The sequence below is a fragment of the Persicitalea sp. genome, assembly GCF_041751555.1.
Lineage (GTDB): Bacteria > Bacteroidota > Bacteroidia > Cytophagales > Spirosomataceae > Persicitalea.
On the sequence record NZ_JBGSXF010000691.1, the window covers coordinates 1 to 13558 of the forward strand.

General features: G+C 50.3%; 10 protein-coding genes. 6 read left to right on the forward strand and 4 right to left on the reverse strand.

Annotation, left to right across the window (positions count from 1 at the left end):
* Positions 1–77: 77 nt before the first annotated feature.
* On the reverse strand, positions 78–287 hold the full coding sequence (locus ACEW8P_RS24280) for a heavy-metal-associated domain-containing protein (RefSeq protein ID WP_373515649.1): 210 nt from the start codon (positions 285–287) through the stop codon (positions 78–80).
* Positions 288–581: 294 nt separating this feature from the next.
* On the opposite strand from ACEW8P_RS24280, the gene ACEW8P_RS24285 reads away from it, so the two are divergent.
* Positions 582–932: a hypothetical protein gene (locus ACEW8P_RS24285; protein ID WP_373515650.1), complete on the forward strand. Its 351-nt coding sequence runs from the start codon at positions 582–584 to the stop codon at positions 930–932.
* 41 nt (positions 933–973) lie between these two features.
* Here the strand turns inward: ACEW8P_RS24285 and ACEW8P_RS24290 are convergent, their stop codons facing one another.
* On the reverse strand, positions 974–1852 hold the full coding sequence (locus ACEW8P_RS24290) for a transglutaminase N-terminal domain-containing protein (protein ID WP_373515651.1): 879 nt from the start codon (positions 1850–1852) through the stop codon (positions 974–976).
* Positions 1842–4406, reverse strand: a complete 2565-nt coding sequence (locus tag ACEW8P_RS24295) for a circularly permuted type 2 ATP-grasp protein (protein ID WP_373515652.1) — start codon at positions 4404–4406, stop codon at positions 1842–1844. The genes ACEW8P_RS24290 and ACEW8P_RS24295 overlap by 11 nt, the downstream gene beginning before the upstream one ends.
* Before the next feature lie 211 nt (positions 4407–4617).
* Here ACEW8P_RS24295 and ACEW8P_RS24300 point away from each other — a divergent pair, with 211 nt between their 5' ends.
* From ACEW8P_RS24300 to ACEW8P_RS24310, 3 genes are all read left to right on the forward strand, one after another.
* On the forward strand, positions 4618–4890 hold the full coding sequence (locus tag ACEW8P_RS24300; protein WP_373515658.1) for a LuxR C-terminal-related transcriptional regulator: 273 nt from the start codon (positions 4618–4620) through the stop codon (positions 4888–4890).
* A gap of 167 nt (positions 4891–5057) precedes the next feature.
* Positions 5058–6344: a C10 family peptidase gene (locus ACEW8P_RS24305; protein ID WP_373515653.1), complete on the forward strand. Its 1287-nt coding sequence runs from the start codon at positions 5058–5060 to the stop codon at positions 6342–6344.
* A gap of 10 nt (positions 6345–6354) precedes the next feature.
* Complete coding sequence (locus ACEW8P_RS24310) at positions 6355–6870, forward strand: hypothetical protein (protein ID WP_373515654.1); 516 nt, start codon at positions 6355–6357, stop codon at positions 6868–6870.
* 126 nt (positions 6871–6996) lie between these two features.
* Here the strand turns inward: ACEW8P_RS24310 and ACEW8P_RS24315 are convergent, their stop codons facing one another.
* Positions 6997–10470 carry a DUF2126 domain-containing protein gene (locus ACEW8P_RS24315; RefSeq protein ID WP_373515655.1) on the reverse strand — a complete coding sequence of 1158 codons (3474 nt, stop codon included), beginning with the start codon at positions 10468–10470 and terminating at the stop codon, positions 6997–6999.
* Positions 10471–10818: 348 nt separating this feature from the next.
* Between ACEW8P_RS24315 and ACEW8P_RS24320 the strand changes: the two genes are divergently transcribed.
* On the forward strand, positions 10819–12243 hold the full coding sequence (locus ACEW8P_RS24320; RefSeq protein WP_373515656.1) for a S41 family peptidase: 1425 nt from the start codon (positions 10819–10821) through the stop codon (positions 12241–12243).
* A 162-nt stretch (positions 12244–12405) separates the two neighbouring features.
* A complete protein-coding gene (locus ACEW8P_RS24325; protein WP_373515657.1) occupies positions 12406–13122 on the forward strand; it encodes an SDR family oxidoreductase in 717 nt (238 codons plus the stop codon).
* Positions 13123–13558 lie beyond the last annotated feature (436 nt).

Consider the following 13558-nt stretch of genomic DNA (forward strand, 5'->3'; position numbering starts at 1 on the left):
GGTACGCTCAGCTTGACAAGGTAGGCAGTATGTCAACAATTTGGGAGACAAATAGTTCAGAGCAAACTTTGTGCCAATCAGGCAACGGGCTCTGCCTGGTACCCAGCCACTTTTACGAGGTCGGCTACCTCCTCCGCCGACTTGTCGGTTTCGACGGTTAGCGTCCGGTTGGGGTCTTGCAAATCTACCTGCCAGTTTTCGATGCCTTCGGCACCAGTCAGGTGGGGCGTGACGGTGGCCACGCAAGCGCCGCATTTTATGTTTGTTTTGAATTTTAAGGTGTTCATGGGTAAAGTGTTTTATTTTTTTACAAAAGTCGGAGAATTTCGGTGAAAGTACTTTACAGAATTCCCCGGCAGTCTTGCATGATTCATTCGTGTCAGTCTGGCTTGCTACTGAGGACTCTGGGTGCCGTTCGCTTACAACAAAGTTGACTTTGAAAAATATTCTAATTATTAATTTAAAATATCTAAGATAGATGTATTTTTACACGCAGATATCTGGAAGTTTGTAGCCGCCCAGGTATCAGGCTGAATCTATCTAAGATACACCTACTAAGATACACCTAAACTTTACGAATCATGAAAGTACTAGCATCTGTATTCTGCACATTCGTCCTTTTTTCCTGCGCATCCAGTGGCGTTCAAAAAATCAAGCAGTTTCCGGGAAAAGAAAAAGGCTGCGCACTCGACATCTATACCGCTGAAAAAGAAATCACCAAGAAGTACGACGTCGTTTGTCTGATCGACAGCGAAACCGGATCGACGCTCTACAACAAAAAAACAATTTCCGAGGCCATCGATTTAAGTAAGCCCAAAGCTTGTGAATGCGGGGCGGATGCGCTGGTGTTGGTTTCTTCCGACAGGAAAGGAGTCAGTTTTTGGTCTTGGGGAGAAGCCTACGTGGTGGTAAAAGGCATTAGATACAAGTAGGGTGGGTGAGAAGGTAGACAGCTACCCAGCCGTTCGTAGTTTTAGTCCAAAATAGGCAGCACATCCACCTCCACTTTTAATCTTTGCTTTCCCGAACTGAACAGCACACCGCGCAACGGCGGCACGTCGGCGTAGTCGCGGCCCCAGGCGGTGGTCAGATGCCGCTCGCACGGAATGACGTCGTTAGTAGGGTCGAAGTCGCACCAGCCAATGCCGGGGATGTAAGCCGAAATCCAGGCGTGGGAGGCGTCGGAGCCTTGCAGTTTCTTCCTGCCCGGCGGCGGCAGCGTTTCCAGGTAGCCACTCACATAGCGGGCCGCGAAGCCCAGGCTGCGTAGTCCCGCGAGAGCCAAATGCGAGAAATCCTGACAGACGCCTTTCTTTTCCCTCAGCACGGTTTTTAGCGGCGTGTTTATGGTCGAAAATCGGGAATCGAAAGCGAATTCCCGGAAGATTCGGCCACAGAAATTCTGTACACACTCGAAGAGCGACTCTCCTTCGGCAAAACTAGGCCGCGCGAAGCGTCGGATGTCTTCGTCCCATTGCACGAACGGACTGGGCAGCAAGTACTGCAGCACCTCACTCTTCAAGTCGTCGTCGGTCTGGAAAGCGGCACGGGCTTCCCGGCAAGTAGCCGATTTTGTAATGGGTAGTTCGGGAGTCAGAAAAATACTCTCGATGGTACTCCGCGCCAACACCCGCAGTTCTTTGTGGGGTTTTTGGATGGAAAAATAATGCACCGCATTGCCAAAGAAATCGATCCGCTCGGTAAGTTCGGCGGGTTCGGGCGTCACGGTCAGCGAGAAATCGCCACAAACCTGGTTCACCGTCGTTCGCGGACACAGGCAGGCAATGCTATGGTAGCTGCTCACCGACTGTCGGTACTCGTACAAAGTACTATGGATGAGGTTATATTTCATGATGTTCGATGGAAGTGCCACCGCCGATGAAGGAGTTCTGAACCGCTACGTGACTGAAGTACAAGTTTGAAATGCTTTCGGAAGCGGTCAAAGTCAGTGCCGTGATCTCCGCCATGAGCTCGTCCAAATTCTTACGGAAGTTAGATTTCTCCTCGTATTCGCAGAGCTTGACAACATCGGCAAGTTTGATCTTCGCGGCCGCTTCCAATACTGCCTTCTGGGCATTATTAAGGCGATTGTGATTACCCGGCAGTCTGGCGAGGCATCGTCCCAGCGCGTCGAACTGATAGGCCAGGGCGTAGGGAGAATTGGCCTCCAACAAAATCATGTCCAGCCCCGCGCTCAGACTGATTTGGGAGCGGTAGGTATTGCGGAACCGTCCCAGCAAGTGATGGTAGTTCAACAGCGCTTCCAGAAGCTCGTTTTCGACGTACTCAGGATTTCGGAACGCGAAAGTAGAACGAATCACACTCACGCGGGAGAGAATACGCTCGATCAATTTGCCGCATTTGAGCAAATAGTAAGCATTGTCGCGCGGCATGGTTTCGGACACTGCGCCGTAAAATGTAAACATCCGGCTGTACAGCCGGTCGAGGTCTTTCTGAACAGCGCGGTGGTCGGCTTGTTCCTTCTTCAACGTTCTTATCCGCACCAAACTACCTTCGATGAGGTCGATAGCCCGGCTGATCTCGGGATTCCACTGATCACGCACCGACTTGATGGCCCGCAAGAAACGCTCAACCGACGCACCGATGGTGCCCATCCGTTTAGCATTCAGTACCAAATCATTGATCTCCCGCACAGGATCGTCGAGTAGTTCCGACGCCCTCGCGTCATCACCTACGAAACCTGGGTAGGTCAATGTCAGATGAGTCAGCGACCGCAGCAGCCAAGAAATGTGCTCGGCCTTCCCGCCGTAGTTCTGCTGCACGTTTAGGGCATTTAACAAAATGTTGATGAAAGCGTTGGTCGCCAACACCCGCTCGCCGTACCGACCGACCCAAAACAGGTTATCGGCGCTGCGGCTGGGTAGTGAACTTGCTTTCCGGTAATTGGTAGAAGTAGGCAGCACGATGTTTTCGCGGGTCTCCTCCACTTCGCTGCCCACAATCCAGGTGTCCTTGGAAATGCCACCGTACTGATTGGAGAAAGTGAAGCGACCCGCCTCGGGCGAACTGCGCGTCAGCCCACCGGGCATGGCCACGTAGTCGTTTTCGGTTCCAATCAAATAAGCCCGCAACGCCGCGAAACGTGGTTCGATACTGTCGTTGACAAAGGCGGGCGTGGTGGAAAAGCTAACTTCTTGCTGGGCCACAAACTGCGCCGGATTGGCCCTAATCTCTTTTTTTAATTGTTCCACCTGCGCCGTCGACAGCGTTTTTCCATAGATGGAACGGTTGTCGCGGTGGCGATTGGCTTTCTTGATGATGAGTTTGTGTAAGTTTTCTAGCACAAATTCCTTTTCCCTGCTCTGTCCGCACCACCAGGTAGCCACCGAAGGTAATATCGGTTCCTCACCCAGCAAATGCTGACAAGCATTGTGCATGAAGGCCATCAAAGCATTGTTTTCCAACAACCCAGTGCCGGGCGGATTGATGACCGCCACCTTACCCATGCGGATAGCGTGGAGCAGGCCGGGAACACCCAATCGTGAATCGGAGCGGAGTTCGAGCGGATCGCTGAAATCGTCGTCGATGCGGCGCAAAATAATGTCCACTTTTTGCAAACCTTCGATGGATTTGAGCCAGACAAAGCCGTCGCGCACCAGCAAATCGTCCCCCTGCGCCAGGATATAGCCATAGTACGAAGCGAGGTAAGCGTGTTCGAAGTAGGTCTCGTTTTTGGGGCCAGGCGTAAGATAGACGATGGTCAAATCCTCTTTGCCTCGACCAAAAACACGGGCGATCGCTTGCTGCGTACTTAGATAGAAGGGCGACAACCGGCGGACGAAAAGATTTTCGGCCAGATCGGGCAGTACTTTACTCATCACCGTCCGGTTTTCCAGTGCATAGCCCGAACCCGACGGGGCCTGGGTGCGGTTGTCTAGTACCCACATCCGGCCATCCGGGCCGCGCGCCATGTCCACGGCGTACTTGACTAGTTGATGGTTGCCAGCCAGTTTCACGTCATGGCATGCCCTCAGAAAGCCCGTATTGTCATAAACTAATTCGGGCGGGATGACTTTTTCTTTGATTAGAGTCTGCGGACCGTAAAGGTCTTTCAGAATCAAATTCATCAGCTCCGCCCGCTGGCGCAGTCCCCTCGCGATCTGTTGCCATTCGTTTTGGTGAATTAAAAAGGGAATTGGGTCGAGCTGCCAGGGTCGATCAAGGCCATCACTACTTTCATAGACGCTGTACGTGACGCCGTTTTCCTGTAATGTGGTAATGATTTCTTGATTTCGAGCACCCAACTCTTTCAAGCCTAGCCCCTCCAAAGCCGCAAAAAGCGATTGCCAGTGCGGTTTTAGTTCGCCATTTCTATCCAGCACTTCGTCGTAGGATCGAACCTTTTGGCAGTATTCTTGGAGGAGCGTGGTGTGGGTTATAGTCATGGGTTTGATTCAATATCCTGCCAAATCTACCTATAAGGCTAAACTATGCCGAAACTAACGTCCCGATTTCACCGTCCGTACTCCGTACGTGTGGCCAAACATCGCCCGGGAGAATGTTATTTAGTATTTGCAACTATCGGTATCTTTGCGCGCAGCTACGCACACACTAAGACGCACTGGAAAAGAAACCACCCATGCTTCCTTGCTTCTTATGGCTGACAACGCCGCACCATTGCCTCTGTCCCTGCTCGACACCCTCACGCTCCGGGAGTGGAGGGCTCTGCTACATATGGCAGACGACCTTCGCAACCCCCAAATTGCGGAGGCGATGTGTATTACCGTTAAGAGCGTCGAGGAATATCACACTCGTATCGGCAACAAGCTGGATTTGCGCGGGCCGGGCCTCCTACAGCAGTTCGCCCGGCGGCATCGGGAAGCTTTGTGGAAACGCTATAACAAGCTTTACCCCCCCCCACTCATCTAAGTAAAGTACAACTACGTAATTTTTATATACAACATATTGAGGGGTTTTACCAGCATTTTTGAGGGAAATGAGGTAGTAGTTTTGCATGGTTTGTTGAAATGATATTAACACGCATCCAATAAAAACTAAGTGCCAAAAAATTAACTGTAACCTCAAATCGAATTAACATGAAAAGGCTACCTTCACTTCTATTTTTTTTTGTTCTGTTTTCATGTTCTGATAAAAAGTCGCCAAATCCATCGAAGGATATCAATGATAATATTGAAATTACTGGTTCGTCGTTTGAGATAAAGCCTGATGAGGCAATAAAAATATCGCAAGAGTTTTGGAAATCCAAAACTTCCGATTCTTCTACAAGTCGCAGAGTCCGTAATGGCACGAAGGAGGTAGAAAGTATTAAAGAGTATAAGAAAGAAGATAAGACTATTATTTGCTACATACTGAACTATAAGGAAAAGGGCGGTTATCTGATTCTGTCTTCAGACAAAAGGATGGTACCAATATTAGCCTATTCGGACGAAGGATATTTTGATGAAAATACGGACAATCCTGGGATTCAATACTGGCTCAATTTAGTAGTTGACGCTGCAAAAGAAACAAAGAAATTGAAAAAAGTTGCGAATGACGTTGAGTGGATGTGGCAAAAATATGACAAGCAAAATGCTAAAAATAAAAGGATTGCCGAAATTGAATGCCCTTCATTGCCAAATGATATAAATATTGAGCATTTAACAGATAACCTTTCGATATGGGGACAGGGTATGTCCTATAATTTTCACAGTCCAGTGCGTAGTAATTCAAACAGTTGTGATTGCGGCAAAGCTGCCGTAGGCTGTGGGCCAGTGGCTATGGCTCAAGTATTGAGATATCACAGGAAGCAAATTTCCATTAATGGAACTATATTTAATACGACTAGTTTTGATAATATGGCCCGGAACTTACCCACTAATACTTGTTCTATTACTGCTCAGAATCACCTGACAGTTTCGTGGTTATTAAGATGTGTGGGGACAGCACTTAGTGTAGATTATAATCTAGCACTTGACTGCCAAACTGTACTGCTTTCACCGTCAAATATTGTTAGTCAATTTAATTCGCTTGGATACAACAGCTATCAAATTGACTTCTATGGAAATAGCTGGCAGGTTGAAAATGAAATTATGAATTTTCGACCTGTAATCTTGTATGGCTCGAATTGTAATGTGTGTATCTCTAACGCTCACATATGGGTTGTTGATGGATTGAGGAAGAGTTATTGGTATGAAGTAGTAGAATACTATGATTATAATATTGGGACTTGGGAAGAGTGTGTTTTGAGATCGACTACTGAATTCCAAATGAACTGGGGCTGGAGAGGTGGAGGAAACAATGGATTCTTTACAATATATAATTTTAATGGTCTCGGTACAATATATAATAACTCTGGAATGAAAGCCTATATCATTCATCCTTGATTCAACTATCATGAATGTCATCATTATATTTTCACAAGCCATCCATGTTCGGGGGTGCTTACTGCTATGTATGTTATTGGCTGGCTGTGATACCAAAGTTCGTCATCAAAGTCAACTGCTACTCAGAAATGAGTTGGATGTACCCCTTGAAGTCACCATCCACCCTAAGTCATCACTCTTATCGCTCGGTGGCTACAAGTCGTCGCCATCGGAACCCGGAACTTTTTCCAGACAGTTCACGCTGCCGGAAAGCAGGGAACGAGAGATCTATTACGAAACAAAATTTGGCATTGAACCCGCTGCATTGGCTACCTCTGTATTTGACAGCATCACTATTGTCGCGGGTAGTACTGTCTTACGCCTTCGGCCGGGCCGGACAACGGGCTACAAATTCGGGCCCTTTGAAAGTAATGATAACTGGATACTTGAAAAGGCGGAGTACGATGCCGCCACCCAGTTCAAGAGAAATCCGGTGAAATCAGAGGACTTCTACTTTGTGATTAAGGAAGAGAATATTGTTCGTTGAACTACTGTATTCTTCTTACGCTAATCTGGCTCAAAATGAAGCAATTCTGTCACTTTCCTAATGTTTTACATCTTCGGCAATAGCCTGTGCCGAAGATGTAAAATAAAGTTGACATACAGGAAAATATTATCGTCCCTTCCACGCCTGACGCAGATCCAGCAAAGTCGGGTACTCGAGATTGATTAATTCTACGGGCGTATCAGGACTAAGTTCTTTCTTGTGTTCAGCCACGAAACGCGAAATTGTAGGCGTGTACTTTTGGGTAATAGGTACTTCTTCGTTCTGCGCGGGCGTATGGCCGAAATTCCAGAAGCGGCTGATGCGGCGCGACTCGGCCTCATAGCTGTTGACCGGATAGGAGTCGAAACTGCGTCCGCCGGGATGCGAAACGAAGTAAGTACAGCCGCCCAGCACGCGGTTGCTCCACGTATCCACAATGTCGAAGACCAGCGGCGCGTCCACACCGATGGTCGGGTGCAGCGCCGAGGGCGGATTCCACGCTTTGTAGCGGATGCCGGCCACATACTCGCCCTTGGTGCCACTGCTGCGTAGCGGTACCCGGCAGCCGTTGCAGACCAAAATATGGCGATTTTCCACGAAACCGCTTACTTTCACCTGCAAACGTTCCAGCGAAGAGTCCACGAAGCGGGCGGTGCCGCTGTTGGACAGTTCCTCGCCCAGCACGTGCCAGGGTTCGATGCCCAACCGGATTTCCAATTGGATGTTATCCACCGTGATGTTGCCGTAGTGCGGAAAACGGAATTCGAAGAAGGGATCAAACCAGGATATGTCGAAGTTATAACCAGAAGCTTTCAGGTCGTTGACGACGTCGATCATGTCGAGGTAGGCGAAGTGCGGCAGCAGGAAGCGGTCGTGCAGTTCAGTGCCCCAGCGGACTAATTTTTTCTCGTAGGGCTCACGCCAAAACTTGGTGACTAACGCCCGCACCAGCAGACTTTGCACCAGGGCCATGTGCTTGTGCGGCGGCATGTCGAAGGCTCGAAATTCCAGAATGCCCAACCGCCCGGTGGAGGAGTCGGGCGAGTACAGTTTGTCGATGCAGAATTCCGTACGGTGGGTATTTCCGGTGATGTCTACCAACAGATTTCGGAAAATTCGGTCGGTCATCCAGAAGGGTACTTCGCCCTGCTTGGGGATTTGATCAAAGGCAATTTCAACTTCGTAGAGCCGCTCGTCGCGGCCCTCGTCGATGCGCGGGGCCTGACTCGTTGGCCCGACAAACGAACCCGCGAAAAGGTAGCTAAGCGCCGGGTGATGCTGCCAGTAGGTAATCAGGCTGCGCAGCAAATCGGGCCGCCTTAGCAGCGGGCTTTCGGCAGGTTTGGCCCCGCCGATGGTGACGTGGTTGCCGCCGCCCGTGCCGGTATGTCGACCATCGACCATGAATTTCTCGGTACCCAGCCGCGCCAGGAACGCCTCTTCGTAGAGGGCCGTGGTGTTGTCTACAATTTCCTGCCAGCTTTTGGCCGGATGAATGTTGACCTCGATCACGCCGGGGTCGGGCGACACGATGAGCTTCTGCACCCGGTAGTCGCTCGGCGGCGTGTAACCTTCGATGCGAACGGGTATTTGTAGCTTTTCGGCGGTAGCTTCGATTGACGCGATTAAATCGAGGTAATGCTCGATGTAGTCCAGCGGCGGCAGGAACAGGTAGATGATGCCTTCCCTTGCTTCTATGCAGAGCGCGGTGCGGATAGTTTCTATTTCGTAAAGCGAGGCCTTTTTCTTAGGTGTTTTCTCTTCTTTACCCTTTTCGTCTTTTACTTCCAGAGATTTTTCGCCGGAAACGTGTGCTACATCGTAGGGTAGTTCGACCGTGGTTTGCGTCCTTTCCGCCTCTCCCTGTTCGCCGCTAGACGCGGCATGCCGCGTCTCTACCTGTGTTCCAAAATCCTCCAATTCCGGTAGATCCTGGAACATCGAACGATCGACCGAGGCAGGGGTTTTTTCTTTGGTGACGAACGGAATGGACTCCAACGGCAGGCGCATACCCATCGGTGAATTGCCAGGAATCAGGAAACAGTGGTTGCGCCGGAATTCCCAGGGTGCACTTCGCCAGCTTTCTTGTCTATGATCCCAGGTTATCGGCAGCACGTAGCCTACGGGCTTGTTCAAGCCACGTTCCAGGTGCGCGGCAAGCGTGCGACGCTCCACTGGATCGGACAAGTCCATCGACAGTGGGTCGAGGTTGATGGGAATTTTGCCTTCTTCCAATGCCCAGTACAGCGGATCTTCGTAACCGGGAGATAGCGCGTTAGCGTCCACGGCCAGGTACTTTATTAGTTCGTCCGAGAACTTCTTGGCGTCTTCGTGGGTGAAGCGATTGTCGGTTTCCTGCGCGATGAGGTCGTTGTTTTGCCAAATCGCCTGACCATCGGTTCGCCAGTAGAGCGCGTACTGCCAACGCGGGAACGGCTCGCCAGGGTACCATTTGCCCTGTCCGAATTGCAGCAGGCCGCCGTGGGCGAAGCGTTTTTTCAGGCGGAGGGTTAAGTCGTAAGAAAGCTTGCGTTTCAACTTCCCGTCGGCTACCGAGTTCCATTGGTCGGACTCGAAATCGTCGATGGAGACGAACGTCGGCTCACCGCCCATTGTCATGCGGACATCGTGGAACTGCAGGTCGTTTTCGACGGTTTGGCCGACTTCCATCACCTTCTGCCATTGCGCTTCGGAATAGGGCTTGGTGACACGCGGGTCTTCGTGGATACGAAAAACCTGGTTCTCAAACTCAAAACTCACTTCACAGGGGTCCATCGCTCCCGTCACCGGGGCCGCACTGCTGTAGTGCGGTGTGCAACAAAGCGGAATGTGGCCTTCGCCCGCAAACAGTCCCGAAGTGGGGTCAAGGCCAATCCAGCCCGCGCCGGGCAAATAGGCCTCAGCCCAGGCGTGGAGGTCGGTAAAATCCTCCTCCGGCCCCGAAGGACCATCGAGCGACTTGATATCAGCGGTCAATTGAACCAGGTAGCCCGACACGAAACGCGCGGCGATGCCCAGTTGACGCAGAATCTGCACCAGCAGCCATGCGGAGTCCCGGCAGGAGCCGCTGCGGGTAGTGAGCGTTTGCTCGGTGGACTGCACGCCGGGCTCCATCCTGATGTTGTAGCCAATGTCGGTGTTGAGTTGCTGGTTGAGGCGGACGAAGAAGTCCGTCGTACGCAGCGAACCTTCCAGCTTATTGTTGGCCATCCATTCGGCCAGCTTCGGCCCCATTTCCTCTTTTTCGAGGTAGGGGACTAGTTCCTTCCGCAGACTTTCGTCGTAAGTGAAAGGGTACTCCTCGGCGTATTCCTCCACGAAAAAATCAAACGGATTGATGACCTTTAACTGGGCGATCACTTCCACTTCCAGCCGCAGTTCATCAGTTTTGTCGGGGAAAACGACCCTCGCCTGGTAGTTGCCAAACGGATCCTGCTGCCAATTGATAAAGTGATTTTCAGGAAAAACCTTGAAGGTGTAGCCTTCGATTGGCGTCCGCGAGTGGGGGGCGGGCCTCAGGCGGAAAATATGGGGGGATAGGTTGACCGCCCGGTCGAATTTATAGGAGGTCTTGTGGGAAATCGCAATTTTTATAGCCATTTTATTGGTTCAAAGTTCTTGGTTCTTCGTTGGAAAGCTTATAATGGATACGCTCCATTAGCCTTACTTTCGTCGGGCGTATGTCAATGTGGCGAAAATACGGGGTTTTATGTTAGCAGGTCAAGATTTAACGTCAAAGTGTTTCAAAAGCCGATCCGGGCGCCCCGTGGCAGCCGAAAGCCGATTGCCAAAGTTTTTCATTGCTGCCGCAACTTTTTCGCCACTCCCTGCGTATATGATATTAGTTTTATACAAAAACTCAAATACATTCAAACTACCTTGCATGACCAAACCGCTTTACCTGTACTCTACACTTATCCGTTAAATTAACTTCTAACCGTCATCAGTATGAATATAGGTAATAGACTCAGTTCGGTCGCTCTGGCGCTGCTCTTTCTCTTTTCGATTGGCTGCAAAAGGGACAATGTCGATCCGGTTGCTCCGGCGAACGATACCAGCCTCAGTAATATCAATTCCTGGGTATATGAGGTAATGAAAGACGCGTATTTCTGGTCCAGCAGCTTGCCCGCCCAAAATACGCTAAATGCCAATGCTAACCCTTCCGACTACTTTGAGAAACTAATTTATAAACGCTCAACTGTGGATCGCTATTCGGGCATTACGGATGATGTAGCCGCTTTGCAGAAAGAATTCAAAGGCATTAGCAAGATTTTTGGGATTCAATACCAAATCGCCGCTCCCGACCAAAATTCATCCAATGTAGGTTTGTATCTGAGCTACGTCGTGAAGGGTAGTCCTGCCGAAGCCGCCGGGCTAAAGCGCGGCGATATTATCACGAAGGTAGATGGTCAGGCCCTGACCAATGGCAATTACGCCACGTTGCTCCGCAACAACGACACCCATAGCTTCACGCTCGGAACTCTCGAAGGTACCATGTTGACTTCCGACGATAATAAAACGTATAGCATCACTAAAGCCGAGGTGAGCGAAAACCCGGTGGGCTTTTCAAAGATCATTGATAAATCCAAATACGGCAAGAAGATCGGGTACGTAGTTTACACGCAGTTTGTGCCGGGTACCGACTCTTCTCCCAAAGCCTACGACGATCAACTCCGTAAGGTTTTCGGCGAGTTCAAGGCGCAGGGCGTCAATGAACTCGTACTTGATCTGCGCTTCAACGGTGGCGGGTACATTAGTTCCGCTGAAACGCTTGCTTCGTTGATTGGCAAGAACATTTCGACTTCCAAGGTCTTTTATAAAGAACAATGGAACGAGAACTACACGGCTATGATGAAGAAGCAAAAGGGAGCCAACGCGCTGGACCACAACTTCCTGGCCGAGGCCAATAACATCGGCTCCCAGTTGGAGCGCGTTTTTGTTCTCACATCGCAGGGCACGGCTTCAGCGAGCGAGTTGGTTATCAATGGCCTGAAACCATACATGAGTGTGATTACCATCGGTGACCATACAAACGGCAAGAATTTGTTTGGCACGCTTATCGACGACGATCAGAAGCGCTGGAACTGGGGAATGTACGTGATGCTGGGCCAGACGGCCAACGCCAATAACGAGTCGGACTACGGCACGACCAACGGCATTGCCGCCAACTACAAAGTGGACGACACTGTGATTCCATACCGCTCGTTTGGCGACGATAACGAGACGTTGTTCAGCAAAGTGCTGAATGTGATGGATGTCCCTGTCAGCCCTAATGCCCGATTGGGTGCCACTGCCAGCGTAAAGCCACTATCCAGCGAGTTCTTAAAGGATAACCTGCAAACGGGTGAGAAGCGAATGATTATGGAATTCTAATAGCTGTCGGCTGGAATTGCTTGTTACTTCGAGTACAAAGAGAGGATCACAATTCTAATTGTGATCCTCTCTTTGTATTCAAGCACCCCAAAACTACCCTGCGGCACAGATATTTTATGCCCTTATATTTAATCTTTACACATTTAAACCTTCAACTGAAAAATGAGCGATACGATCAAAACCGCCCTTGTAACGGGTGGCAGTATGGGAATCGGCTACGGCGTGGCCGAAGCCCTCATCAATCAAGGAATCAAAGTAGCCATCACCAGCCGCTCGCAGGAAAATGCGGACGAAGCGGCGGCTTCTCTCAATAAAATTAAGGACGGCTACGCGCTGGGCCTCGTGGCCGATGTCCGCAGCCTGACTGCCCAGGAGAAGGCCGTGGCCGAAGTTCTCGAAAAGTGGGGACGCCTGGACTACCTCATCGCCAACGCGGGTGTGGGTCATTTTGCCAAAATCCAGGATATGACCGATAAGGAATGGCACGAAACCATCGACATCAACCTGACGGGTGTTTTCCATAGCGCGAAGGCATCGCTGGACGCTTTGAAAAAATCGCAGGGGTACTTTATAAGTATTGCCAGTCTGGCGGGCACTAATTTCTTCGCGCAGGGCGCGGCTTACAACGCCAGTAAGTTTGGATTGGTAGGTTTTACGCAAGCCATGATGCTGGATGTACGGAATGATGGCATCAAGGTAAGTACCATCATGCCCGGCTCAGTAGCCACACATTTTGCCGACCACGAACCCAGCGAAAAAGACGCCTGGAAAATTCAACCCGAGGACATCGGGCAAATCGTGGTGGATCTCATTAAGATGCCCGCCCGGACGTTGCCCAGCAAAGTGGAGGTACGGCCTTCGATGCCACCGAGTAAGTGATTCTGCCTTTTCACCCCTAAGAAGCTGTTTAAGTCAATCCTTCAAGCTAAAAATGGCGCTTTATCACCAATCCTGCGTCGCCAAAATTCTTTTTTGGCTTCTTGTCTTGGTAAAAAACCACTCATTGTTATCAATAAAAACTAACTCAAAGAGCTTCCAAACCAATTATCAATATGCCCCAAGACGTATCGATCATCGACAAAATGCGGGCCGATGACCACAAAGCCGTCGTCAGCCGCCGCCGGATCGCCGCCCTTGCAGCGGCGGGCCTGGTGGATTTCAGCTATTGATGCGTGGCGGGTGCATTGATTAATTTTGCGGCCTTAAAGCCATTATACGACTTATTTCGCAGCAAACGGTAAGCGCTGTTCAGCTAAAATCGTGCTTCCTGTTTGCTAGAAAGCCGGACCCGCACAATGGTACCGCGTCCCGACTG

Excerpts from the sequence above, each read along its gene's own strand:
- ACEW8P_RS24305 (WP_373515653.1), top strand. The coding sequence starts at position 5,058 with ATGAAAAGGCTACCTTCACTTCTATTTTTTTTTGTTCTGTTTTCATGT.
- ACEW8P_RS24320 (WP_373515656.1), top strand. The coding sequence starts at position 10,819 with ATGAATATAGGTAATAGACTCAGTTCGGTCGCTCTGGCGCTGCTCTTT.
- ACEW8P_RS24325 (WP_373515657.1), top strand. The coding sequence starts at position 12,406 with ATGAGCGATACGATCAAAACCGCCCTTGTAACGGGTGGCAGTATGGGA.
- ACEW8P_RS24300 (WP_373515658.1), top strand. The coding sequence starts at position 4,618 with ATGGCTGACAACGCCGCACCATTGCCTCTGTCCCTGCTCGACACCCTC.
- ACEW8P_RS24310 (WP_373515654.1), top strand. The coding sequence starts at position 6,355 with ATGAATGTCATCATTATATTTTCACAAGCCATCCATGTTCGGGGGTGC.
- ACEW8P_RS24315 (WP_373515655.1), bottom strand. The coding sequence starts at position 10,470 with ATGGCTATAAAAATTGCGATTTCCCACAAGACCTCCTATAAATTCGAC.
- ACEW8P_RS24295 (WP_373515652.1), bottom strand. The coding sequence starts at position 4,406 with ATGACTATAACCCACACCACGCTCCTCCAAGAATACTGCCAAAAGGTT.
- ACEW8P_RS24285 (WP_373515650.1), top strand. The coding sequence starts at position 582 with ATGAAAGTACTAGCATCTGTATTCTGCACATTCGTCCTTTTTTCCTGC.
- ACEW8P_RS24280 (WP_373515649.1), bottom strand. The coding sequence starts at position 287 with ATGAACACCTTAAAATTCAAAACAAACATAAAATGCGGCGCTTGCGTG.
- ACEW8P_RS24290 (WP_373515651.1), bottom strand. The coding sequence starts at position 1,852 with ATGAAATATAACCTCATCCATAGTACTTTGTACGAGTACCGACAGTCG.